This window comes from Paractinoplanes abujensis, from assembly GCF_014204895.1.
GTDB lineage: Bacteria > Actinomycetota > Actinomycetes > Mycobacteriales > Micromonosporaceae > Actinoplanes > Actinoplanes abujensis.
Genome location: NZ_JACHMF010000001.1, coordinates 632,068 through 655,619 on the forward strand (window position 1 = coordinate 632,068; position 23,552 = coordinate 655,619).

Genomic DNA, 23,552 nt, shown 5'->3' on the forward strand with positions numbered 1-23,552 from the left:
CCATACGCGCAACGACGGTGGTCAACGTCCGGGAACGGGCGCGGAGCTCCGATCGCCCGTGCGGTGGATCGTCTGCCACTGGAGCCGCCGGCCGGTGACCGCGGCGATCGCCGAGCGCAGCAGCACAAGGTGCGGCCGGAGACTCGTCGCCGTGGAGTCGCCGCACAGCCGGCGCCGGGTCGCAAGCCCGTTCGTCGTGGCCGGCACTCAGCGCGGAGCGAAGGGCGCAGGTGGCATTCCTTCTGTCGATCGTCGCTGTTCCCGCGACGTTGTGTTTCTTCGTGGGGGCAGTGACAGGGGTGGTCGCGTTGGGTCTCGCGGAACGCGCCGCGGCCAAGGGCCATGACCGTGGCCGCGGCGGGTCAGGCGGGCTCGTCGTCGAGGAGTTTCTGGATTGCCTCGTGGAGGGTGCGGTCGGAGATGGCCTCGCCCTGGATCTTGATCACCTCGGGGGTGTCCGGGCCGGAGCGAGTGATCGTGAGGGTGCGGCGGCGGTCGCGGTGCAGCCACAGGTTGATGATCCGGACCAGGGCGCCGGCGGCTGCGGTGGAACCGCCGATCGTGACGGCCACGTCGGTGAGCGTGCCCTTGGTGCCGGGGGTGGCCGGGCCGGTCTCGGTGGCGGGCAGGCCGGCCTCGCGCAGGTCGGCGATCAGTTCCGCGGTGGCCAGCTGGAGGGGGTCGTCGCCGGGGGAGAGGCCCGGCAGTTCGGGGCGCAGATGGAGGACCACAGCGACAGAGTAGATCGTGTCGGCCATAGTGGATGCGTGTATCGCGCGCTGCTCGTGTGCAACTCGGCCTACGGGGCCGACTCGCGGCTCGACGACCTGCACGGGCCCCGCACCGACGGCCGGCTGCTGGCCGCGGCCCTGACCGACGAGCAGACCGGCATGTTCGAGCCGGCCCAGGTCAGCCTGCTCTACGACGCGACCCGGCACGAGATCGCCATCCAGGTGAACACCTTCTTCCACGAGGCCACGGCCGACGACGTGCTGCTGCTCTACTTCAGCGGGCACGGCCGCAGCCGCAACGGCAAGCTCTACCTGTGCGCCACCGACACCGTGGCCGACCTGCTGCCCAGCACGGCCGTGTCCAACGAGACGCTGACCGACATCCTGGCCGACTCCCTGGCCCGTACGATCGTGATCATCCTGGACTGCTGTCACGGCGGGGCCTTCAAGGGCGGACCGGTCAATGTGGAGCAGCTGCTCTCGGGCAAGGGCCGTTTCGTGCTGACCGCCACCGGCGCGGCCCAGCTGGCCGAGGACGCCACCAGGGACGGGCAGCCCAGCCCGTTCACGCGGGCGCTGGTCGAGGGGCTGCGTTCGGGGGCCACCGACGGCGACGGGGACGGGCGGGTGGATCTGGCCGACCTCTACAAGTATTTGCAGGTCACGCTGAAGGGCGCACCGGAGCCGCGGCACAAGTTCGACGGGTACGGCTCGGTGGCGATCGCCCGGCGAGCGCTGTCCCCGGCGGTCGCCGCCTTCGGCCCGGCCGGCCACCACGGCGGCGAGCCCGGTGGTGGCGGGCCGGGTGAGGGCCGGGACTTTCTCGACGGCACGACCGGGGCGACCGTGCTCGACGCGCGGCGGGTGGCCGAGTTCCGGGAGCGGATGCGGCCCGATGTCGGGCGCCAGGTGGGGGGTTCCGCGACCGCCTTCCTGCAGTCCGCCAACCTCTTGCGGGACGGGCGGCTGACCCGGGCCGGCGCGCTGCTCTTCGGTGAGGACCCGATGGCCGTGATCCCGACGGCGACCGTGCAGTGCACCCAGTTCCACGGCACCGGGCGCGACTCGCCGATGGACAAGCGCGTCCTGCAGGGCACCGTGCCGGAGCAGATCGAACACGCGCGGGCGTTCGTGGCCGGGCTGGCCCGTCGCGGGGAGGCGCCGACGCCGGAGCTGGCGACGACCGAGCCGGTCTACCGGTTCCCGATGGTGGCGGTGCGCGAGATCATCGCGAACGCGCTGGTGCATCGTGACTACGGGCACGCGCAGATGTGTGTGCACGTGCGGGTCTTCGCCGACCGGGTCGAGATCACCAGCCCGGGCGAGTGGAGCGGCGCCGATCTCCCGGACGGTGAACCGGTGCCGCTGGGCCGCCTGGCCGGCGAGTCGCGGCAGCGCAACTTCTGGCTCGCGCACGTGCTGACCTGGAACAGCCTGGTCGAGAGCGAGGGCGCGGGCATTCCGCGGGCGCTGGCCGACTGCCGTGTGCGCGGCGCCGCCGAGCCCACCGTGCTGCGTTCCGGCGATGCCGTCACGGTGACCCTTTTCCCGTACGCCGAAGCCGCCCCCCGGATTCCCTCGACGACCGGCCAGATGATCGACAACTTGCCGCCGCGCAGCGCCGTGTTCGAGGGCCGCGACCTGACCGAGATCGACGCCCGGTTCGACGACGAGGCGGCGGCCGCGGTCGTCATCCGCGGGATCGGCGGGATCGGCAAGACGCAGCTGGCCGTCGAGTACGCGCAGGCCAACCGGGACCGCTACCGGGTGGCCTGGCTGATCACGGCGGACACCCCGCAGAACGTGGGTCTGGGCCTGGCCGGTCTGGCCGCCCGGCTGCACCCGGCGGGCACGCTGGCCGACGCACAGGCGTGGGCGCTCAACTGGCTGCAGAACAACGACGACTGGCTGCTGATCCTGGACGGTGTCGAGGGCGCCGAGCAGGCCGGCGGTCTGGTCGAGCAGGTGGCGGGCCGGGGGCGGCTGCTGCTCACGACGCGTCGCCTGCCGAACTGGCCGCGGCTGCGTCAGCTCGGGTTCGTGCTGCTGGATCTGGACGTGCTGGACCGCGCGGCCAGCGTGCGCATCCTGGTTCGGCTGACCGGTCTGACCGACGTGGACGAGGCGGACGCGCTGGCCGATCGGCTCGGTGACCTGCCCCTGGCCCTGCACCAGGCGGCCGCTCTGGTCAGTGACAGCGGCCCGGACCGGCTGGCGGCGGCCCTGCCGATGCTTCCCGAGCCCGGTGACGTGGTGCGGGTGAGCCTTGCGTCCGTACGCCGGCAGTCGCCCACGGCCGCCGAGATCCTGTCGGTGCTGGCCTGTCTGGCCCGGGAGCCGCTGCCCGAGGGCGTGCTGATGCCGATGACGGACGGGCCCGAGGAGCTGGATCGCGCCTTGACGATCCTCGCCTCGCACAGCTTGATCAGCCGCCACGGGGGCTCGGTGCGCTCGCATCGCCTGGTCCAGGAGGTGGCGCGGATCCCCGATTCGGTGCTCGGGCCTTTCTGGGACCAGGTGCCGGATCCGCAGCGGCAGGCCGCGAAGCTGCTGCGCCAGGCGATCCCCGGTGATCCGGCCATCGGTGTCGCCGGGTGGGCGCGCTGGAACCAGCTCCTGCCGCACATCGACGCGCTGATCGACAGCCTCCCCCGGCAGAACGTGCCCGAGCTGCACTTCGTCGTCGATCAGGCGGCCACGTACCGGCTCTTCCAGGGGCAGGCCGACATCGCGATCCGGGACTTCGAGCGGGTCTACGAGATCCGGGAGAAGCAGCTGGGCCGGGAACACCCGGACACACTGACTTCACGGCACAATCTCGCATCGGCCTACCAGACCGTGGGCCGGCTCGGCGAGGCCATCGAGCAGCAGGAGTCGGTGCTGGCCGACTACGTGCGGCTGCTCGGCAACGATCACCCGGACACGCTCGCCGCCCGCAACAACCTGGCCCGCGCGTACCGCCTGGCCGGCCGCACCACCGAAGCGGTCGACCTGCACGAACAGGTCGTGTCCGCGTCCCGCCGGGCCTTGGGCGAACCGGCCCTGGACACGCTCACGGCCCGGATCAATCTGGCCGCGGCGTATCGGGAGGCGGGCTGGGCGGGCGAGGCCATCGCGCACGCCGAGCGGGTGGCCGCCGACTGCCGTCGCCTGCTCGGCGAGGACCATCCCATCACCCTCAACGCGCTGGCCGTGCTGGCCTCGGCCTACCGGGTCGCCGCCCGCCGGACAGAGGCCATCGACCTGCTCCGCCGCGTGCTCGCCACCCGCATCCAGGTGCTGGGCGAGGAACACCCGGCAACCCGGGAAACCGCCCGCGAGCTGGCCGGCTCCGAGTGAGGACCGGCCGCGCCATCTGATCGAGGGCCGTACGACGCGGACGGCCCGCGAGGCGCCGGACCGCTCGGTGGGGCGGGCGCCGCGGCAAGCGATCCCGGGGCCGTGAGCGGCGGACCGGCACGCGGGAAGGGGCGCCGAGGGCGGGACCGCGTGGTCGTGCGCCGGGCCGCGCATAGGCGGCCCGGCGTACGGGGAAGGGTTTTCAGGGGTGGTTGCGGCGGGGCAGGCCGAGGGCGACCAGGGCGCCCGCGGCGACGATGGCGGCGCCGACGACGACTGCGGGGCGGAGGCCGTCGACGAAGGACTGCAGGCTGGTGTAGCCGCCGTACGAGCTGAAGATGGAGGCCAGGACGGCCACGCCGGCGGCCACCCCGGCCTCGCGGATCGTGTTGTTGACGCCGGAGGCCACGCCGCGGTCCTGTTCGGTGACGCTGGCCAGGGCGACGGTGCTGATCGGGGCGAACGTCAGGCCCATGCCGATGCCGGCCAGGAGGAACGCGGTGATCAGGCTGCCGTAGGTGACCGTGGTGCTGGTGGCCAGGGCGATCCAGAGGACGCCGGCGGCCAGGAACAGCTGACCGGTGAAGATCAGGGCGCGCTGGCCGATGCGGTCGCCGAAGAGGCCGGCCAGCGGGGCCACGATCATCGGGGCGGCCGTCCAGGGCAGCGTGCGCAAACCGGCGTCGAGCGGGCTCAGGCCCTGCACGACCTGGAAGAACTGGGCCAGCAGGAACACCGAGCCGAAGGCGCCCGCCGAGAAGGTCAGGGTGACCGTGTTGACCAGGCTGAAGCCGCGGGAGCGGAACAGGCGCAGCGGCAGCATGGGGTGCGGGTTGCGGGCCTGCCAGAGCACGAACGCGGCCAGCAGCGCGCCGCCGCCGATCAGCATGGCCAGGATGCGGCCCGAGGTCCAGCCGCGTTCGGGTCCGTCGACCACGCCCCAGATCACCAGCAGCATGCCGGCCGCGGAGAGCAGCAGGCCCAGCGGGTCGAGCCGGCGCGCACCCCCGCGGGACTCGCCGAGCACGGTCAGGGCGAGCACGACGGCCACGACGCCGATCGGGACGTTCAGCCAGAAGATCCAGTGCCAGTCCAGGCCCTCGACGACCGCGCCGCCCACGACCGGGCCGACTGCTACGCCGAGTCCGCTGATGCCACCCCAGATGCCGACGGCCGCCGTACGGAGTCTGCCCGGCACCGCCTCGGCCAGCAGTGTCAGGGCCAGCGGGGCGACCGCGGCCCCGCCGAGGCCCTGGACCGCCCGGGCCGCGGTGAGCTGCCAGGCTTCGGCCGACAGGGCGGCGGCGGCCGAGGCCAGGGTGAAGACGACCAGGCCGGCGATGAACATGCGACGCCGGCCGAGGCGGTCGCCCAGCGCGGCCGCGGTGAGCAGGAAGGCCGCGAACGGCAGCGTGTAGGCGTTGACGAACCACTGCAGGTCGGCCAGCGAGGCGTTCAGGTCGGTGCGGATCACCGGTAGCGCCGTGCTGACGACCAGGTTGTCCAGCGTGACCATGAAGGTCGGGATGCCGACGGCGGCCAGCACCGCGGCGAGCGGGCGGCGGTTGCGCCGATGTGGTGCGGGCGCCTCGAGTACGGCGGTCATGACTCTCCCCGGAGAAGTTGTTATCGACTGATAACTACGACAGCCACGGTAGTTATTGACTGATAACATGTCAACCGTGACCCGAACCCGCCTCACCGCAGAGGAACGCCAGGAGCAGTTGATCGCGGCCGCCGTCCAGGCGTTCAGCCAGAACGGCTACGCCGGCACGACGACGGATCAGGTGGCCCGCCTGGCCGGCGTCTCCCAGCCGTACGTGATCCGCCTGTTCCGCACGAAGCAGGAGCTGTTCCTGGCCGCCGTCCAGCACGCGGGCGCCCGCATCGAGGCCAAGTGGCGCGCGGCGGCCGAGCGCGAAGCCACCCTGGAGAGCCTCGGCCAGGCGTACAAGGAACTGCTCGAAGAGCCGGAACTGACCAGCATGCTGCTGCACGGGTTCGCGGCCGCGGGGGATCCGGCGATCGGCGACCCGGTGCGGGCCTGCTTCGGCGGCCTGTACGAGGTGGTGCGCGAGCTCACCGGGGCCACCGACGAGGAGGCGAGCGACTTCTTCGCCTTCGGCATGCTGCTGACCTGCATGGGCGCTATGCGGCTGGTGGGGCCGGACGCGGTGCCCCCGCAACCGTGGGCCCGGGGGCTGCTGTCCACCTTCGGCAAGAAGTGAGCTACATGTTGTGCCGGAGGTAGGCGGGCTCCCGCCAACCCAGCATCGCCTCCGTCATGCGTACGGCGTCGACCGTGGCCCGCACGTCGTGCACCCGCACGATCCGGGCGCCGCGCAGGACGCAGAAGACCACCGCGGCCAGCGTGCCGGCCAGGCGCTCGTGCTGCGGCACGTCGAGCGTCTCGCCGATGAAGTCCTTGTTGCTCACGGCGGCCAGCAGCGGGTAGCCGACCGCGGCGATCTCGTCCAGCCGCCGGGTCAGCTCCAGCGTGTGCAGAGTGTTCTTGTTCAGGTCGTGACCGGGATCGATGATGATCTGCCCGGGCCGCACGCCGCGGTCGAGCGCCAGCGCCACCCGGTCGCGCAGAAACTTCTGGATGTCGGCGGTGACGTCGTCATACTGCGGGCTCGGCCACAGCGTGCGCGGGGCGGCCAGGCTGTGACAGATCACCAGCTGCGCGTCGGTGCCCGCGACGACCTCGGCCATCGCCGGGTCACGCAGCCCCGACGTGTCGTTGACGACCCCGGCCCCCGCCTTGATCACCTCGGCCGCGACCTCGGGCCGGAACGTGTCGACCGAGACCACGCAGCGTGACTTGGCCGCCTCCACGACGGGCAGCACCCGTTCGAGTTCCTCGGCCGCCGAGACGTCGGGGCCGGGCGCGAACGGCACCCCGCCGACGTCGATCCAATCGGCCCCGGCCGCGGCCGCGGCGTCGACCGCCTCCAGCGCCTTCCCGAGCGCGAACGTGCTGCCGCGATCGTGAAAAGAGTCGGGTGTCCGGTTGACGATCGCCATCACGGCGACGCGCCGGGAAAAGTCGTACGGGCGGCCGCCGATGATTCGGACTGCGGTCTTGTCGCTCACGATTGGGCAGGGTAACAGGCCTCGTGAGGTGATTTTCGAGCAGTGCCCAAAATAGAAAAGGACGTCACGGATACCCGTATCCGAACCGATCATGCGATGTCATTTTTGACTTTATTGCTCACCGAAAATGAGGAATGGCGGAGCACGCAGCCGGGTAGCCAATGCAACGTAGGCACACGACGAATCCTTTTTGGAGGAATCCCCATGAGTGACGTGCCCTCGGGCGCTCGTCGACCGGACGACGCCTTTCCCGTCGACGTGCCGACCACGGCCGACTACCCGACCCAGGCTTACGCCACCGAGAGCTCTTACGCCACCGAGAGCTACAGCGACCAGTCGTCCACCGGTTCGGCGGGCGGCGCCAAGGAGAAGGCCAAGGAGGTCGCCTCCCAGACGGGGCAGGCCGCAGGCCAGGCGGCGACCGACGTCAAGGACACGGCCAAGGAGCAGGCGGCCCGCGTCGGCCAGGAGGCCAAGGCGCAGGCGTCCAACCTCGCCTCGGACGTGAAGAGCCGCGTCAGCGACCAGGCCAAGAGCCAGAACGACCGGCTGGTCAGCCAGATCCGCGACACCGCCGACCAGCTCGACGAGATGCGCGGCGAACGCGGCGACTCGCCCGCGGCCGCCGTGGTCTCGCGGGTGGCCGAGGGCGGCCGCCAGTTCGCGGACTACCTCGACCGCAACGGCCCCGACGGCGTGCTGCGCGAGGTGCAGGACTTCGCCCGTCGCCGGCCTGGAGCCTTCCTGGCCACCGCGCTGGCCGCCGGCTTCGTCGTCGGACGGCTCGGCAAGGTCGTGGCCAAGGCCGACCCGAACGCCGGAGTGACCAAGCCGGACAGCGACTCCTTCGTGTCGGGCCAGGGTGGCTACACCCCGCCCGCCACGGTGACCACGCCCCCGGTGACGACCACGCCCGGCTACACCACCGGGTACGCGGCCGGCACGGACGAGTACGCCACCGGTCCGGGCTACGCCAGCGCCACCGAGTACACCTCGACCGGCACCGGCACGCCCACCGTCCGTGAGGAGTACGTGGTCGAGAGCCCGGAGCGCCTGCGATGACCGCTCCCAACCAGCACCACCGCATCGACGACGAAGAGGTCGCCGAGACCTCGGTCGGCGAGATGATCGGCAACATCAGCAATGACCTGTCGCAGCTGTTCCGGCAGGAGGTCGAGCTGGCCAAGGCCGAGCTCAAGCAGGAGGCGTCCAAGGCCGGCAAGGCCGGCGGGATGCTCGGCGGCGCCGCGTTCGCCGCCTACCTGGCCGTCGTGCTGCTCAGCTTCGCGCTGGTGTTCGCGCTCGACGCCGTCATGCCCGCGGGCTGGGCGGCGCTGATCGTCGCCGTCCTGTGGGGCGTCATCGGTGGCGTCCTCTACGTAGTCGGAAAGAACAAGCTCAAGACCGTCGACCCGATGCCGCGCCGCACCGTCGACACGCTCAAGGAGGACGCCCAATGGCTGAAGAACCCGACCGGCTGAGGCAGCAGATCGAGAACACCCGGGCGTCGCTCACCCGCGACGTCGACCTGCTGGCCACCAAGACGAGCCCGTCCAAGGTCGCGCAGCGGCGCTGGACGGCGGTGAAGGAGAAAGTGATGGGCACCAGCTCCTCGGTGAGCTCCACCGTGGGTGACAAGGCGTCGTCGGTCGGCCACTCGGTGAGCGACACCGCGTCGTCGGTGGGCAGCACCGTCAGCGACAAGGCGTCGCAGGTCAGCGACGTGGCGGGGGAGAAGGCGCACCAGGCGGCGGACGCCGTGCGCAACGCCCCGCAGGCGGTCGCCTCGCAGACGCAGGGCAACCCGCTCGCGGCCGGAATCATCGCGTTCGGCGTGGGCCTGCTGGCCTCCACCCTGATCCCGGTGACCGACGCCGAGAAGCGTGCGGGTCAGCAGATCAAGGACAACAGCGGCGACCTGACCGAGAAGGTCAAGGACGTGGCCGCCGAGCTCAAGGACGACCTGTCCGGCTCCGCGCAGCAGGCCCTGGGCGAGGTCAAGTCGACCGCGCAGGACGCCGTGCAGACCACCAAGGACACCGCGCAGTCCAACGCGCAGGACGTGAAGGAGCAGGCCCGGTCGGCCGCTTCCTGATCGCCCCCAGCAGTCCGGACCGGTTACCCGTACGGGAGCCGGTCCGGTCGCGTTTGCCCCGGTCACACCGGGGAAGGCGAGAGGTATGAAACTCGGATACAAGCTGGCCGCCGAGGCCTTCGGACCCAAGGAACTGATCCGGCAGGCCGTGCGGGCCGAGCAAGCCGGCTTCGACTTCGTCGAGATCAGCGATCACTACCACCCGTGGCTGGACGTGCAGGGGCACTCGCCGTTCGCGTGGAACGTGCTCAGCGCCATCGCCGTGCAGACCGAGCGGCTCGAACTGGCCACCGGAGTCACCTGCCCGACCGTGCGCTACCACCCGGCCATCGTCGCGCAGGCCGCGGCCACCCTGGCCATCATCTCGGACAACCGCTTCACGCTCGGTATCGGCGCCGGCGAGCGGCTCAACGAGCACATCGTGGGTCAGGGCTTCCCGAGCGTACGGGGACGGCACGAACGCCTGGTGGAGGCGCTCGACATCATCAACCTCCTCTGGTCGGGCGGCTACCAGTCGTACGAGGGAAAGCATCTGCAGCTGGAGGACGCGCAGGTGTTCGACCTGCCCGACAAGCTGCCGGTGATCGCCGTGGCGGCCGGCGGCAAGCGGGCCGCCGAGCTGGCCGCGACCCACGGGACCGGATTGTTCGCCACCGAGCCGCGCGAGGACCTGGTCTCCACATACGCGGGGGCCGGCGGTAAGGGCCCCAAGTACGCCGAGGTCTCCGTGGCGTGGGCGCCCAGCGCGGAAGAGGCCGTCAAGGCCGCGCACGAGACCACCCGCTGGGCGGTGACCGGCTGGAAGGTGATGTCGGAGCTGCCCAACCCGGTCAACTTCGAGGCCGCATCGGCCACCGTCCGGCCCGAGGACATCGCCGAGCAGTTCGCCGTCGGACCCGACCCCGAGGCGTACGTGAAATCGGTGCGTGAATACACCGAGGCCGGCTTCGACCACATCGTGCTGATGAACGCGGGCCCCGACCCGGACGGTTTCCTCGACTTCTTCGCCAAGGAGCTGAAGGGCCGCCTGTAGCGCGCTCATCACACCCGCACGGTTGCCGAACAGGTCTGTGTGAGTGTCAGTGCAGCGCGGACGCCGGGTGTGCGCCGGGTGCGAGCCGGGGCGGCCGCGCTGATCCTGCTGGTGCTGGTGGGGCAGGTCGTGGCCGTGAGCGTGCCGGAACGGCGGGCCGGGCTCACCATGGCCTGCCTCGTGCTGCTCAACGTGGCCGGGGCGCTGTTCGCGGTGCGGGCCGCGCGCCGCGGCGATCGCGTCGCCTGGCTGCTGGTGGCCACGGGGGAGCTGCTCACCACGGCCACCAACACGTCGATGGGCCGGGCCACGGCGACCGGGGCGCAGGCCTGGTTCTGGATCGGCTCGACGTGCGGCATCACCGCCTCCGTGGTGTTCGCGGCGGCTCTGCTGGCGTTCCCCGCGCAACGCGCCCGCGGCTGGCAGCGCGCGGCCCTGGCCGGCGAGGCGGTCGCCGTGCTCGGCTGCGGGTTCATGTACCTCTGGTATTTCGACCTGCGACCGCTGCTGGACCGGCCCACCGACTGGTCGCGCTGGCCGCTGCTGGCCGGCTTCCCGGTCGGCGACCTCCTGGTGCTGATGGGCCTGAGCGCGGTCGTCCTGCGCGGCGGCCTCAACGCCGGCAGCCGGCCGGTCGCGCTGCTCACCGTCGGCTTCAGCATCGCCGTCTTCTCCGACGCGGCCTTCGGCGCCATCGGGGACGACGGCAACCACTCGACCGGCCCGCTGACGGCCACCTTGGCCGGAATCGTGGCCTCGCTCTGCATCACCCTGGCCGCGATGTGGCAGAGCGCGGCGAACGGCCATGCGGGCGCACCACGGCGGCCGTGGGCGCCGGCCTGGTTCTCCTATCTGCCGTACGCGGCGGTCGGCGCCGCGCTGGCCCTGATGGTGACGGTCACCCTGCACCAGGGGCAGATCCGCACGTGGGGCGGCCTGGTGCTGGGCCTGATCCTGGTCACGGCCGGGGTGGCCGCCCGGCAGATCGTCTCGCTGCACGACAGCCGCCAGCACGAGACCATCGACCCGCTCACCGGGCTGGTCAACCGGGTCGGCCTGAACCGGCGGCTCACCCAGGCCCTGCGCCGCGGCGAACCGATCGCGCTGCTGCTGATCGACCTGGACGGGTTCAAGGCCGTCAACGACAGCTACGGCCACAACACCGGCGACTTGCTCCTGCTGGAGTTCGCGGCCACGTTGCGGGCCAACGTGCGCGGCAGCGACCTGGCCTGCCGGATCGGCGGCGACGAATTCGTCGTCCTGCAGCACGCCGTCACCGGCGAGGGCGATGTGACCGCGCTGGCCCGGCGCATCCAGGCCGCCGCGGCGGGCAACCCGATCCGGGCCGGGGAACGCACCGTCACCGCCCGCGCCAGCATCGGCGCCGCCCTGGCCACGGCGGGCGAGGACGGCGACGAGCTGCGCCACCGGGCCGACATCGCGATGTACCAGGCCAAGCGGGCCGGTCGGCACGAGCTGGTGATCCACCGGCCCGGCATGCTGGACCGCCGGGCCGACGACGCCGCCCTGGGCCAGGACCTGGAGGCCGCGGTGAACAGCGGCCAGCTGCGGGTGCTCTATCAGCCCATGATCGAGCTGGCCACGGGCGTACCGGTCGGGGCCGAGGCGCTGGTGCGGTGGCACCACCCCGTCCGCGGTGTCGTCGCCCCGCTGGACTTCATCCCCATCGCCGAGCAGACCGGGGCCATCACCGACGTCGGCCTGTACGTGCTCGAACAGGCCTGCCGGGAGGCGCTGAACTGGGCCGGTGACGCGTACGTGAGCGTCAACCTGGCCGCCCGGCAGATGCAGGACCCCGCGCTGGTGCCGGCCGTGCTCGACGTGCTCGACCGCACCGGCCTGAGCCCCGGGCGGCTCATCCTGGAGATCACCGAGTCCGCCATCGTCGACGACCGGGTGGCCATCCCCGCCATCGAGGAACTGCGCCGGCACGGCATCCGCTTCGCCATCGACGACTTCGGCACCGGCTACTCGTCGCTGCAGTACCTCTCGCGCCTGCCCGCCGACACCCTCAAAGTCGACCGCAGTTTCGTGGCCGAGCTGGACAACGACGGCAAGGACTCGGCCATCACGGAAGCCATCATCCGGCTGGCCGACATCCTGGACCTGTCGACCGTGGCCGAAGGCATCGAGACGCCCGAACAGGCGGCCGAGCTGCGCCGCCTGGGCTGCCACACCGGCCAAGGTTTCCTGTACGCCCGTCCGCTGCCCCCCGATGACGTGCGGCGATACTTCAGTGAGCGGAGAGTGACGGCGGATTCCTCGCACGGATGACTGATGCTTGATCGCCTGCCACCGGGGTATCGGCCACCCTCGTGACGACAACCCCCCACATACTCCGTACGGGCATCGAGACCGACGACGTGACGGTCGTGGTGGCCACCCGCAACCGGGGCGAACGCCTGCTCGAGACGTTCCCGCACCACCGCGCCCCCGCGATCCTGATCGACAACGGCTCCGACTCGCCCCCGCCCGCCCTGCCCGGCGCCCGGATCGTCCAGCTCGGCGAGAACCGGGGGGCCGCGGCCCGCAACGTCGGCGTCGAGCTGGCCCGTACGCCCTTCGTGGCCTTCGCCGACGACGACTCCTACTGGACCCCGGGCGCGTTGGCCCGCGCGGCCGAACTGATGCGGCAACACCCGCGGGCGGCCCTGCTGGCGGCGCGTGTGCTCGTCGGCCCGCAAGGGCGCGAGGACCCCGTGTCGGCGGAGATGGCGGCGTCACCACTGGGCACGCCGCCGGGGGCCGCGGGGCCGTCGGTGCTCGGATTCCTGGCCTGTTCGATCATCGTCCGGCGGGACGCATTCCTCGCGGTCGGCGGCTTCGAGCCGCGCCTGTTCGTGTACGGCGAGGAGGCGCTGCTGGCTATGGACCTGGCCGCGGCCGGACATCAACTGTCGTACGTGGAGGAACTGGTCGTGCGGCACTTCCCACGGCCGGGTGGGCGGGACAACGGTGCGCGGGCCCGGACCGAGGCGCGCAACCAGGTGCTGACCGCGATGCTGCGGCGGCCGGTCGGGGTGGCCGCTCGAACACTGGGGGCGGCCCTCGTCACGAACCCGCGCGGGGCGGTGGATGCCCTGCGGCAGGTGGGATGGGCCCGCCGCCACCGGCGGCCGTTGCCCCCCGAGGTCGAAGCTGATCTGCAGACCCTGGGGACAACTCGGCACCCGTGAAACGGCCCTGATTCGTGCGCCGGCCCGGCCTGTGGCTCGACCTTTCGTGCGCTCTGCCGGCAATGCGAGCTTTCGTGTGCTCGAGGCGGGACCCGATGTCTCCCTGCTTCGGGCGGGACCCGACGCCCGTGCGAGCTCGGAGGCGTGACGGTCGCTGCCGCTTGCTCGGGGCCACGCCTGGTCGGCCGAGCCGGGCCTTCGGATGAGGACCCGGCCGGCGAGTCCGGCGAACGGCGGGCCGGGCGGCACAGTCGGTGTGGTGCGCATGCCGGCGTGCTCGCCGCCCGGAGCCGGAGCGGCGGGCACGCCGGGCTGATCACCAGCCCTGGGGTGGGGCTTCGATGTGGACGGCCTTCATGACGGTCATCTCGTCCAGCAGTTCGGGGCCGTAGCCGAAGCCCTGGCCGCTGCCTCGCCGGGGGTGGGCGGCGCCGCCGGGGGCCCCGCCGAAGACGGCGTTGACCTTCACGGTGCCGGCCGGGAGGTGGCGCCAGGCCTGTTGGGCGTGGCTCATCGACGTGGTCAGCACGGTGGCGGCCAGGCCGTACGGGGAGTCGGCGGCCCGTTTCAGGCCCTCCTCGAACGAGTCGACGGTGACGACCGGCGCGACCGGGCCGAAGGTTTCTTCGCGCACCACGGCCATGTCGTCGGTGCAGTCGGCCAGCACGGTCGGGGGGTAGAACGCTCCGGGACCGGCCGGCGCCGCGCCGCCGCGGAGTACGCGGGCGCCTGCTTTGACGGCCTGTTGCACCTGGTCGTCGACGGTGTCGCGCAGGCGCCGGTCGACCAGGGGGCCGATCTGGGGTTCCCAGGCTGCTGCTTCGGTGGCCAGCGCGTCGAGGAAGGCGGGGGCGATCGCCTCGTGCACGTAGACGCGTTCGACGGCCACGCAGATCTGGCCCGAGTTGACGAAGGCGCCCAGCGCGACCTGCGCCGCGGCCCAGGCCGGGTCGACGTCGGCGTCCACGATCACGGGGTCGCTGCCGCCGTTCTCGAGCAGAGCTTTCGCTCCCGTACGGGCGCAGGCCGCGGCGATGGAGCGGCCGGTGGCGGTCGAGCCGACCTGGGCCACCACGTCGACGGCGGCTGAGGCCAGCGCCGCGCCGACCGGGCCGTCGCCGTTGAGCAGGCCGAACACGCCGTCGGGGAAGTGCGGGGCGAGCAGCTGGGCCAGGCGCCAGCCGGTGGCGGGGGTGCGTTCGCTGGGCTTGTAGACGACCGTGTTGCCGGTGACCAGGGCCGCGCCGAGCAGGCCGCACGACACCGCGACCGGGTCGTTCCACGGCGTGATCACGGCGACGACGCCGCGCGGCTGGTACGCCATCAGGTCGATCGCCTCGTCGTTGCCGGCCAGGGTGCGGCCCCGGTGGGTCGGGCCCAGCTCGGCGTACTGCCGCAGCGTCCCCACCCCGGCCATGATCGATTCGCGGGCGCCGTCGACGGGTTTGCCCATCTCGGCCTGCATGATCTCGGCCAGTTCGCCGGCTGCCGCGGTCACGGCGTCGGCCGCCGCGTGCAGGGCCGCCGCGCGGGCTCCGGGGGCGGTGCTCGCCCAGCCCGCGGCGGCTTCGCGGGCCGCCCGGACGGCCGCCGCGACGTCTTCCTCGTCAGCGACCGCCATCGATGTCACGGGGGTGTCGTCGGCCGGGTTGAGAACAGTCAGTTTCCGGCCGGAATTGCCTGCCGACCACGTTCCGGAGACATAGTGCTGAACCTCGAACATGCGGGGCGCTTGCCCTGGCGCCAAGGGTTCAAACGTTGTTATCAGTGCAGCTAGTGCGGCTGGAGAGTTTTATTTGCAAGAAGTCAACGATCTTGCGAGTAACCCCGGGATCCCCGGGTACCCGCCGCGCCATGCGAGTGCTGGGAATCAACGCGATCTTCCACGATCCGGCGGCCGCACTGGTCGTCGACGGTCAGGTGGTGGCGGCCGCCGAGGAGGAGCGTTTCAGCCGCCGGAAGCACGGTAAGCGGCCCGTGCCGTTCGCTGCTTGGGAGCTGCCCGAGCTGGCCGCCGCCTGGTGTCTGGAGGAGGCCGGTCTGCGTCCGGGCGACCTCGACGCCGTGGCTTACTCCTTCGACCCGGGACTGTCGCGCGACGCGGCCGACCTGGGCCTCAACGACCCGTGGGACCACCTGCGGGTCGACTACGCCCGGCGAGCGCCGCAGTTCCTGGCGGCTGCGCTGCCCGGCCTCGACCCCGAGCAGGTGCGGTTCGTCCCGCATCACGTCGCCCATGCCGCCTCGGCCGGGCTGTCGGTGCCGGAGGACAGCGCCACCCTGGTGCTCGACGGCCGCGGCGAGGTGGCCAGCCACCTGGCGGGCGCGTTCCGCGGCGGCGACCTCGAGGTGTTCAAGAGCCAGGAGCTGCCCCACTCGCTCGGGCTGCTCTACGAGGACCTGACCCGCCACCTGGGCTTTCTGCACTCCAGCGACGAATACAAGGTGATGGCCCTGGCGTCGTACGGGCGCCCCCGGTTCCTCGGCATGTTCCGTGACCTCGTCCGGGTCAACGGCGACGGCGGTTTCACTGTGGAGCGGATCGACTGGGCCGCGCTGGCCAAGGCCCGCGGCGCCGACGGCGAGATGACCGACGAGCACGCGGACCTGGCCTCCAGCGTGCAGGCGCGGCTCGAGGAGGTGCTGCTCGAGCTGGCCCGGTGGACGTACGAGGCCTCGGGCGGCTTGAAGACGCTGACGATGGCCGGGGGCACGGCGCTCAACTGTGTGGCCAACGCCCGGATCGCGGCCGAGGGCCCGTTCGAGCGGGTGTGGGTGCAGCCGGCGGCCGGGGATTCCGGCACGGCGCTGGGCGCGGCCCTGTCCGTACAGGGAAAGAACGTGACCTTCGGCAGTGCCGCGCTCGGGCGGGGCTGGACCGATGAGGAACTGGAAGCGGAGCTGCGCCGGGCCGGGCTGCCGTTCACCCGGCCCGAGTCGATCGCCGCCGAGGCCGCCCGGGTGCTGGCCGGCAACGGGATCGTGGCCTGGTATCAGGGCCGCAGCGAATACGGCCCGCGCGCGCTGGGCCACCGCTCGTTGCTGGCTCACCCCGGTGACCAGGACACCCAGACCCGCATGAACGACGTCAAGGGTCGCGAGCAGTTCCGCCCGATCGCGCCGATGGTGCGGGCCGAACGCTTCGACGACATCTTCACCGGCGTCAACCCGAGCCCGTACATGCTCTTCGTGCATCAGGTGAGACCGGAGTGGAAGGACCGCATCCCGGCCGTCACCCACGTCGACGGCACCGCCCGCGTGCAGACCGTCCACACCGAGACCGAGCCGTTGGTGGCCGAGATGCTGGCCGAGTTCGAGCGGCTGACCGGCCTGCCCGTGGTCGTCAACACCTCGCTCAACACGGCCGGGCGCCCGATGGTGGACACCCCGCGCGAGGCCATGGAGCTGTTCGGGTCGGCACCGGTCGACCTGCTCGCGATGGGCCCGTACGCGGTCCACCGCGCGAAGGCCTTCGCGTGAGCGCGACAGTCGTCATACCCACGCTCGGCCGGCCCAGCCTGGCCGAGCTGCTCACGGCGCTGGCCCCGGGTGTGGCCGAGCACGACCTCGAACTACTGATTGTGGACGACCGGCCCGGCTCGCCCCCGCCGCTGGACGTGCCGGCCACCGTGCTGGCCGGGCCCTCGCGGGGCCCCGCGGCCGCCCGTAACGTGGGCTGGCGCGCGGCCAAGCACGATTGGGTCGCCTTCCTCGACGACGACGTGCGGCCCGACGCCGACTGGGCCGACCGGCTCATGGACGACCTGGCCGGGGCGGACGAGCGGGTCGGCGGCATCCAGGGCGAGCTGCGGGTGCCGCTGCCGTCCGATCGCCGGCCCACCGACTGGGAGCGGGTGACCGCCGGGCTGGCCCAGGGCGCCTGGATCACTGCCGACATGGCTTACCGGCGCGAGGCCCTGGAGGGTTGCGGCGGCTTCGACGAGCGGCTGCCGCGAGCCTTCCGGGAGGACGCCGAGCTGGCTTATCGCGTACGGGAACAGGGGTGGACCTTGCGGCGCGGACAGCGTCGGATCACCCATCCGGTGCGGCCCGAGAGCCCATGGGTCAGCCTGCGCACGCAGCGCGGGAACGCCGACGACGCGCTGCTGCGCCGCCTCTACGGCCCCGGGTGGCGTGAGCTGCTGGAGATCCCACCCGGCCGCCGTTCGCGCCACGTGGCCGTCACCGTGGCCGGCCTGACCGCGCTGGCCCTCGCCGCCGCCCGCCGGCCGCGTCTGTCCGCAGTGGCCGGGCTCGTCTGGACGGCCGGCACGGCGGAGTTCGCGGCGGCCCGCATCGCGCCCGGCCCGCGCGACCCCCGCGAGGTCGCCACCATGCTGGTGACCAGCGCGGCCATCCCGCCCGCGGCCACCTGGCACTGGCTGCGCGGCTGGTGGAGGTGGCGCACGCTGTGAGCGAGCTGTTCGACGCCGTCCTGCTCGACCGGGACGGCACGCTGATCGTGGACGTGCCCTACAACGGCGACCCCGGCCTGGTGGAGCCGATGCCGGGGGCCCGCGCGGCCCTCGACCGGCTGCGCGCCGCCGGGTTCCGGCTCGGCGTGGTCACCAACCAGTCCGGCCTGGCCCGTGGCCGCTTCACCGCCGAGCAGCTGGACGCGGTCAACCGCCGGGTGGAGGAGCTGCTCGGCCCGTTCGACACGTGGCAGATCTGCCCGCACGACGACACGGCGCGGTGTCGCTGCCGCAAGCCCGCGCCGGGCCTGGTCGAGGCGGCCGCGGCCGCGCTCGGCACCACGCCGGGCCGGTGCGTGATGGTCGGCGACATCGGCCGCGACGTCGAAGCCGCGCAGGCCGCGGGCGCGGCCGCCGTCCTCGTGCCGACGCCGATCACGCTGCCGGACGAGGTCGCCGCCGCGCCCTTCACCGCCGCCACGCTGGGCCAGGCGGCCGAGCTCATCCTCCGCCGGGAATCGCTGGTCACGCCGGGCGCCCGGCGCGACCGGGCGGGGACGGTCCTGGTCGTGCGGTCCGACTCGGCCGGGGACGTGCTGGTCACCGGGCCCGCCGTCCGGGCCGTCGCGGCCGGCGCCGAACGGGTGGTGCTGCTCTGCGGCCCGCGCGGCCGCGCCGCCGCCGACCTGCTGCCGGGCGTCGACGAGATCATCGAGTGGCGGCTGCCCTGGATCGACCCGCAGCCCGGCCCGGTCGAGGCGGACGAGATGGCCGCGCTCACCGAGCGCCTGCGGGCGACCGGCGCGGACGAGGCGGTCGTCCTCACCTCCTACCACCAGTCGGCGCTGCCGCTCGCGCTGCTGCTGCGCATGGCCGGGGTCGGCCGGATCACCGCGATCAGCGAGGACTACCCGGGTTCGCTCCTCGACGTGCGCCACCGCGTGCCCGAGGACCTGCCGGAACCGGAACGGGCCCGCAGCGTGGCCGCGGCCGCGGGCTTCGCGCTGCCGCCGGGTGACGACGGCGGCCTGCGGGTCACCGCCACGGGCGGGCCGCGCGGCGACTACCTGGTCGTGCACCCCGGCGCGAGCTGCGAGGCGCGCGCCTGCCCGCCGGAGACCGTGCGGGCGATCGTGGCCGCCCTGGCCGCGGCCGGTCACCGCGTGCTCGTGACGGCCGGGCCGGACGAGCACCACCTGGCCGCGTACGTGGCCGGGGACGTCGCCGAGAAGGCCGGGCGCACCTCGATGGCCGAGCTCGCCGCGATCCTGGCCGGCGCGCGGGCGGTCGTCGTGGCCAACACCGGGCCCGCCCACCTGGCCGCAGCCGTGGGCACACCCGTCGTCAGCCTGTACGCCCCGACCGTCCCGTACGGGAAATGGGGTCCCTACCGCGTGCCCAACGTGCGCCTCGGCCAGGCCGCCGCGCCCTGCCGCGACACCCGCGCCACGACCTGCCCGGTCGCCGGGCACCCGTGTCTGTCCACCGTCGAACCCGCGGAGGTGGTGGCCGCCGTCGCGCGGATCGCCGTCCCCGCCGAGACCACCGAGGTCGCCGCGTGAACATTCTGCTCTGGCACGTGCACGGCTCCTGGACGACCTCGTTCGTGCAGGGCAAACACCGCTACCTGATTCCCGTCAACGACGCCCGCGACGAATGGGGCCGGGGGCGGGCCCGCACGTTCGACTGGCCCGCCACCGTCGAGGAGATGCCGCTGGAGGCGATCCGCGACGCCGACGTGGCGATCGTGCAACGCCCCGAGGAGCTGGAACGGGTGCCCAAGGGGGTGCCCGTGATCTATGTGGAGCACAACACCCCCAAGGGCGACGTGCCCAACACGCGGCATCCCATGGCCGGCCGCGACGACCTGATCATCGCCCACGTCACCGACTTCAACGAGCTGATGTGGGACAACGGCGGCACCCGGACGACAGTCATCGACCACGGCATCGTCGAACCCCGGGCGCGCTGGACCGGCGAGCTCGGCCACTTCGCCCTGGTGACCAACGAGCCCGTACGGCGGCAGCGCGTCACCGGCACCGACCTGTTCCCGCGCTTCGCCGGCGTGGCCCCGCTGGACGTCTTCGGCATGGGCGTCGAGAAGCTCACCGGGGCCAACACCTTCGAGGACCTGCCGCAGCACCGGATGCACACCGAGGTCGCCCGGCGCCGCGTCTACCTGCACCTGTGCCGCTGGACCTCGCTCGGGCTGAGCCTGATCGAGGCCATGCAGATGGGCATGCCGGTGATCGGCCTGGCCACCACCGAGGCCGTCGTCGCGGTGCCGCCCGACGCCGGCGTGCTCGACACCCGCGTCTCCACCCTGGTCGAGGCCGCGCACTGGCTGCTGGAGGACGACGCCGCGGCGGCCGCCCTCGGCGCCCGGGCCCGCCAGGTCGCCCTCGCCCGCTACGGGCTGGACCGGTTCCTCGCGGACTGGGACCGGCTGCTCGAGGAGGAAACATGCGCATCGCGATGATCTCGGAACACGCCAGCCCGCTGGCCGCCCTGGGCGGCGTCGACGCGGGCGGGCAGAACTCGCACGTGGCCGAGCTGGCCGGGGCGCTCGCCGCGGCCGGGCACGAGATCCGCGTCTACACCCGCCGGGACAGCGCCGACCGGCCGGCTGTGATGCCGATGGCGGCCGGGATCGACGTCGTGCACGTGCCCGCGGGGCCGGCCACCGCGCTGCCCAAGGACGACCTGCTGCCCCACATGGGGGAGTTCGCCGAGCGGCTGGCCGAGGACTGGCGTACGGAATGGAAGCCGGACGTCGCCCACGCGCATTTCTGGATGAGCGGGCTGGCCGCGGTCACCGCCGGGCGGCGCTGCCACGTGCCGGTCGTGCAGACCTTCCACGCCCTCGGCTCGGTCAAGCGCCGCCACCAGGGTGCGGCCGACACCAGCCCGCCCCGGCGCGTGGCCTACGAGCGCGAGCTGGGCCGGGCCGTCGACCGGGTCGTCGTGCAATGTCAGGACGAGGTGCGCGAGCTGGTCCGGCTGGGTGTTCCCCGTACGCAGATGACGCTCGTGCCGTCCGGCGTCAACGTCGAACGGTTCCGCCCGGACGGCCCGGCCGTGGCCCGCGACACCGGACGGGCTCGCATCCTCACCGTGGCCCGGCTGGTCGAGCGCAAAGGCGTGGAGGACCTGATCCGGGCCCTGCCCGCCGTGCCGCACGCCGAGCTGGTCGTCGTGGGCGGCCCGCCCGAGGGTGACCTCGACGACGACCCGTACGCCCGCAAGCTGCGCCGGCTGGCCGAGTCGAGCCGGGTGGCCGACCGCGTGGTGCTGGCCGGCGCCGTCCCGGCCCACGAGATGCCGCAGTGGTACCGCTCGGCCGACGTGCTCGCCGCCACCCCCTGGTACGAGCCGTTCGGCCTGACCGCGCTGGAGGCCATGGCCTGCGGCGTCCCGGTGGTCGCGACAGCGGTCGGCGGGCTGGCCGACACCGTCGTCGAGGGCATCACCGGCGACCTCGTTCCCCCGCGCGACCCGGCCCGGCTGGGTGCTGCCCTGCGCCGGCTGACCGGTGACGACATGCGCCGGGTCTCCTACGGCGCGGCCGCCGTCGACCGCGCCCAGCACACGTACGCCTGGCCCCGGATCGCCGAACGTCTCGCCGAGACGTACGCCGGACTGACCGCGAACACCTCGGAGGTAATGGCCTGATGGACCTTCTCGACAAGCATCTGTCGGCCCTGGCCGCGGCCATCGAGCCGTTCCGCGCCCAGGGCGACCGGCTGGCCCGCTGGGGTGCCGACCTGGCCTGGCACCTCGGTCAGGGCGGCCGGCTGCTGGTGGCGGGCAACGGCGGCAGCGCGGCCGAGGCTCAGCACCTGGCGGCCGAGCTGGTCGGGCGGCTGCGCGAGGAACGCCGGCCGCTGTCCGCGATCGCGCTCACCCCGGACTCGTCGGCGGTCACCGCGATCGGCAACGACTACGGCTTCGACGAGATCTTCGCCCGGCAGGTGCGGGCCCACGGCCGCCCCGGCGACGTGCTGATCACCCTGTCGACCAGTGGGCGCAGCCCCAACCTGCTGGCCGCCGTGCGCGCGGCCAAGGAGTGCGGGCTGCGCACGTGGGCGATGACCGGCCTGGACGGGCCGCTGGCCGACGCCGCCGACGAGGCGCTGCGGTGCCCGTCGCGCGACAGCCAGGTCGTGCAGGAACTGCACCTGGTCGCGGTCCACCTGATGTGCGAATACCTCGACAAGACCCTGCCGAGCGTCGCCCCTTTCGCCGGCCTGCAGGTGGAGGTGGCCGTATGAGACTGGTCATCGTCGGCGACACCCTGCTCGACAAGGACGTCGACGGCAGCGTCCGGCGGGTCGCCCCCGACGCGCCCGCGCCCGTGCTGGACGAGGAGCGGGTCGCCGAACGTCCCGGCGGCGCCGGGCTGGCGGCCCTGCTGGCCGCGCAGTCGGGGCAGGAGGTCGCGCTGGTCACCGCCCTGGCCGACGACGCCGGGGGTGCCCGCTTGAGCGAACTGCTGGCCGAGGCCGGGGTCAAGGTCTACGCGTTGCCGCTGCCGGGCGCGACGCCCGAGAAGGTGCGGCTGCGGGCCGACGGGCAGGTGCTGCTGCGCCTCGACCGCGGCGGCGACGCCCAGCCGCCCGGACCGGCCCCCGAGGCGGTGCTCGACGTGCTCCGCGCGGCCAAGGCCATCCTGGTCAGCGACTACGGGCGGGGCGTGGCCCGGCATCCGCAGCTGCGCCGGGCCCTGGGCGAGACCAAGGCCGCCATCGTCTGGGACCCGCACCCCAACGGCCCGTCCCCGGTGCCCAACGCCCGCCTGGTCACGCCCAACCTGGCCGAGGTGCGCAAACTGTCGGGCGACGCGGGCGGCGGCTCCACCCTGGCCGCCGCCCAGCGTGGCGCGCAGGCCCTGCGGCAGCACTGGCGGGCCGGCGCGGTGGTCGTCACCTGCGGCGCCGAGGGCGCGGTGCTGTGCCACTCCGGCCCCACCCCGCTGGTCGTCCCGGCCCCCCAGGTCGGCGACGGTGACACCTGCGGCGCGGGGGACCGGTTCGCCGCCAGCGCGGCGCTGGCCCTGGCCGAGGGGGCGCTCGTCTCCGAAGCCGTGCAGCGTGCGGTGGCCGACGCCTCGGCCTACGTGGCCGGCGGCGGGGTCAACGCGGCGCCCCGCGAGGTGGTGGACAGCACCGAGCGCATCGGCGCCGGCGACGCCGGGCGGCTCATCGCCGAGGTGCGCGAGCGGGGCGGCACGGTGGTGGCCACCGGCGGCTGTTTCGACCTGCTGCACGTGGGCCACCTGGCGACCCTGCGCGCGGCCCGCCGGCTGGGCGACTGCCTGATCGTCTGTCTCAACAGCGACGAGTCCGTACGGGGTCTCAAAGGCCCGGACCGCCCGCTCAACTCGCAGCACGACCGGGCCCGCATGCTCGCCGCGCTCGACTGCGTGGACGCCGTCGTGATCTTCGGCGAGTCCACCCCCGAGGCCGTGCTGACCTGGCTGCGGCCCGACATCTGGGTCAAGGGCGGCGACTACGACACGCTGCCCGAGACGGAGCTGGTCGAACAGTGGGGCGGCCAGACCGTGATCGTGCCCTACCTCGACGGCCGCTCCACGACCAAGACCATCGCCGCGGCCCAGGCCGCCACCACCGGAAGGTAGAACCAGCA

The 23,552-nt window shown here is 73.0% G+C and carries 19 protein-coding genes; 15 read left to right on the forward strand and 4 right to left on the reverse strand.

Features of this window, described 5'->3' with window-relative positions; genetic code table 11:
* Positions 1–362 precede the first annotated feature (362 nt).
* A complete protein-coding gene (locus tag BKA14_RS02415; RefSeq protein ID WP_184949300.1) occupies positions 363–731 on the reverse strand; it encodes an effector-associated constant component EACC1 in 369 nt (122 codons plus the stop codon).
* A 36-nt stretch (positions 732–767) separates the two neighbouring features.
* On the opposite strand from BKA14_RS02415, the gene BKA14_RS02420 reads away from it, so the two are divergent.
* Positions 768–4,070: a caspase, EACC1-associated type gene (locus BKA14_RS02420; protein ID WP_184949301.1), complete on the forward strand. Its 3,303-nt coding sequence runs from the start codon at positions 768–770 to the stop codon at positions 4,068–4,070.
* A 202-nt stretch (positions 4,071–4,272) separates the two neighbouring features.
* Here BKA14_RS02420 and BKA14_RS02425 read toward each other — a convergent pair whose 3' ends face one another.
* Positions 4,273–5,676 carry a DHA2 family efflux MFS transporter permease subunit gene (locus tag BKA14_RS02425; RefSeq protein ID WP_184949302.1) on the reverse strand — a complete coding sequence of 468 codons (1,404 nt, stop codon included), beginning with the start codon at positions 5,674–5,676 and terminating at the stop codon, positions 4,273–4,275.
* 76 nt (positions 5,677–5,752) lie between these two features.
* Here BKA14_RS02425 and BKA14_RS02430 point away from each other — a divergent pair, with 76 nt between their 5' ends.
* The gene (locus tag BKA14_RS02430; RefSeq protein ID WP_184949303.1) at positions 5,753–6,298 is read left to right on the forward strand and encodes a TetR/AcrR family transcriptional regulator; all 546 of its coding nucleotides are present in this window, start codon (positions 5,753–5,755) and stop codon (positions 6,296–6,298) included.
* Position 6,299: 1 nt separating this feature from the next.
* Here the strand turns inward: BKA14_RS02430 and folP are convergent, their stop codons facing one another.
* On the reverse strand, positions 6,300–7,097 hold the full coding sequence (gene folP, locus BKA14_RS02435; protein ID WP_260416749.1) for a dihydropteroate synthase: 798 nt from the start codon (positions 7,095–7,097) through the stop codon (positions 6,300–6,302).
* Between the two features lie 273 nt (positions 7,098–7,370).
* Here folP and BKA14_RS02440 point away from each other — a divergent pair, with 273 nt between their 5' ends.
* From BKA14_RS02440 to BKA14_RS02465, 6 genes are all read left to right on the forward strand, one after another.
* A complete protein-coding gene (locus BKA14_RS02440) occupies positions 7,371–8,228 on the forward strand; it encodes a hypothetical protein (RefSeq protein WP_184949305.1) in 858 nt (285 codons plus the stop codon).
* Positions 8,225–8,647: a phage holin family protein gene (locus tag BKA14_RS02445; RefSeq protein WP_184949306.1), complete on the forward strand. Its 423-nt coding sequence runs from the start codon at positions 8,225–8,227 to the stop codon at positions 8,645–8,647. Before BKA14_RS02440 ends, BKA14_RS02445 begins: the two co-directional genes overlap by 4 nt.
* Positions 8,623–9,261 (forward strand): DUF3618 domain-containing protein, encoded by a 639-nt coding sequence (locus tag BKA14_RS02450; RefSeq protein WP_184949307.1) that lies wholly within the window; start codon positions 8,623–8,625, stop codon positions 9,259–9,261. The genes BKA14_RS02445 and BKA14_RS02450 overlap by 25 nt, the downstream gene beginning before the upstream one ends.
* Before the next feature lie 85 nt (positions 9,262–9,346).
* Entirely contained in the window at positions 9,347–10,294 is a 948-nt protein-coding gene (locus tag BKA14_RS02455; RefSeq protein WP_184949308.1) for a TIGR03557 family F420-dependent LLM class oxidoreductase, read from the forward strand.
* A gap of 39 nt (positions 10,295–10,333) precedes the next feature.
* Entirely contained in the window at positions 10,334–12,589 is a 2,256-nt protein-coding gene (locus tag BKA14_RS44865) for a putative bifunctional diguanylate cyclase/phosphodiesterase (protein WP_184949309.1), read from the forward strand.
* A 41-nt stretch (positions 12,590–12,630) separates the two neighbouring features.
* Entirely contained in the window at positions 12,631–13,491 is an 861-nt protein-coding gene (locus BKA14_RS02465) for a glycosyltransferase family 2 protein (protein WP_239092919.1), read from the forward strand.
* A 316-nt stretch (positions 13,492–13,807) separates the two neighbouring features.
* Here BKA14_RS02465 and BKA14_RS02470 read toward each other — a convergent pair whose 3' ends face one another.
* Positions 13,808–15,214 carry an aldehyde dehydrogenase family protein gene (locus BKA14_RS02470; protein WP_184949310.1) on the reverse strand — a complete coding sequence of 469 codons (1,407 nt, stop codon included), beginning with the start codon at positions 15,212–15,214 and terminating at the stop codon, positions 13,808–13,810.
* A gap of 131 nt (positions 15,215–15,345) precedes the next feature.
* Between BKA14_RS02470 and BKA14_RS02475 the strand changes: the two genes are divergently transcribed.
* Genes BKA14_RS02475 through BKA14_RS02505 form a run of 7 tightly spaced genes read left to right on the forward strand, consistent with a single transcriptional unit; the run spans position 15,346 to position 23,544 of the window.
* A complete protein-coding gene (locus BKA14_RS02475; protein WP_184949311.1) occupies positions 15,346–16,971 on the forward strand; it encodes a carbamoyltransferase family protein in 1,626 nt (541 codons plus the stop codon).
* Positions 16,968–17,906, forward strand: a complete 939-nt coding sequence (locus tag BKA14_RS02480; protein ID WP_184949312.1) for a glycosyltransferase family 2 protein — start codon at positions 16,968–16,970, stop codon at positions 17,904–17,906. The genes BKA14_RS02475 and BKA14_RS02480 overlap by 4 nt, the downstream gene beginning before the upstream one ends.
* Positions 17,903–19,468 (forward strand): HAD-IIIA family hydrolase, encoded by a 1,566-nt coding sequence (locus tag BKA14_RS02485; RefSeq protein WP_184949313.1) that lies wholly within the window; start codon positions 17,903–17,905, stop codon positions 19,466–19,468. The genes BKA14_RS02480 and BKA14_RS02485 overlap by 4 nt, the downstream gene beginning before the upstream one ends.
* The gene (locus BKA14_RS02490) at positions 19,465–20,385 is read left to right on the forward strand and encodes a glycosyltransferase (protein WP_184949314.1); all 921 of its coding nucleotides are present in this window, start codon (positions 19,465–19,467) and stop codon (positions 20,383–20,385) included. Before BKA14_RS02485 ends, BKA14_RS02490 begins: the two co-directional genes overlap by 4 nt.
* Positions 20,370–21,578, forward strand: coding sequence for a glycosyltransferase (locus tag BKA14_RS02495; RefSeq protein WP_184949315.1), 1,209 nt, complete (start codon positions 20,370–20,372; stop codon positions 21,576–21,578). Before BKA14_RS02490 ends, BKA14_RS02495 begins: the two co-directional genes overlap by 16 nt.
* On the forward strand, positions 21,578–22,177 hold the full coding sequence (locus BKA14_RS02500; protein ID WP_184949316.1) for a D-sedoheptulose-7-phosphate isomerase: 600 nt from the start codon (positions 21,578–21,580) through the stop codon (positions 22,175–22,177). Before BKA14_RS02495 ends, BKA14_RS02500 begins: the two co-directional genes overlap by 1 nt.
* Positions 22,174–23,544: a PfkB family carbohydrate kinase gene (locus BKA14_RS02505; RefSeq protein WP_184949317.1), complete on the forward strand. Its 1,371-nt coding sequence runs from the start codon at positions 22,174–22,176 to the stop codon at positions 23,542–23,544. The genes BKA14_RS02500 and BKA14_RS02505 overlap by 4 nt, the downstream gene beginning before the upstream one ends.
* The last annotated feature ends 8 nt before the right edge of the window (positions 23,545–23,552 follow it).

What these genes read in the sequence shown, in the direction of transcription:
- BKA14_RS02425 (WP_184949302.1), bottom strand. Translation starts at nt 5,676, where the DNA reads ATGACCGCCGTACTCGAGGCGCCCGCACCACATCGGCGCAACCGCCGC.
- BKA14_RS02495 (WP_184949315.1), top strand. Translation starts at nt 20,370, where the DNA reads ATGCGCATCGCGATGATCTCGGAACACGCCAGCCCGCTGGCCGCCCTG.
- BKA14_RS02470 (WP_184949310.1), bottom strand. Translation starts at nt 15,214, where the DNA reads ATGTTCGAGGTTCAGCACTATGTCTCCGGAACGTGGTCGGCAGGCAAT.
- BKA14_RS02445 (WP_184949306.1), top strand. Translation starts at nt 8,225, where the DNA reads ATGACCGCTCCCAACCAGCACCACCGCATCGACGACGAAGAGGTCGCC.
- BKA14_RS02475 (WP_184949311.1), top strand. Translation starts at nt 15,346, where the DNA reads ATGCGAGTGCTGGGAATCAACGCGATCTTCCACGATCCGGCGGCCGCA.
- BKA14_RS02450 (WP_184949307.1), top strand. Translation starts at nt 8,623, where the DNA reads ATGGCTGAAGAACCCGACCGGCTGAGGCAGCAGATCGAGAACACCCGG.
- BKA14_RS02440 (WP_184949305.1), top strand. Translation starts at nt 7,371, where the DNA reads ATGAGTGACGTGCCCTCGGGCGCTCGTCGACCGGACGACGCCTTTCCC.
- folP (WP_260416749.1), bottom strand. Translation starts at nt 7,097, where the DNA reads ATGGCGATCGTCAACCGGACACCCGACTCTTTTCACGATCGCGGCAGC.
- BKA14_RS02500 (WP_184949316.1), top strand. Translation starts at nt 21,578, where the DNA reads ATGGACCTTCTCGACAAGCATCTGTCGGCCCTGGCCGCGGCCATCGAG.
- BKA14_RS02505 (WP_184949317.1), top strand. Translation starts at nt 22,174, where the DNA reads ATGAGACTGGTCATCGTCGGCGACACCCTGCTCGACAAGGACGTCGAC.
- BKA14_RS02455 (WP_184949308.1), top strand. Translation starts at nt 9,347, where the DNA reads ATGAAACTCGGATACAAGCTGGCCGCCGAGGCCTTCGGACCCAAGGAA.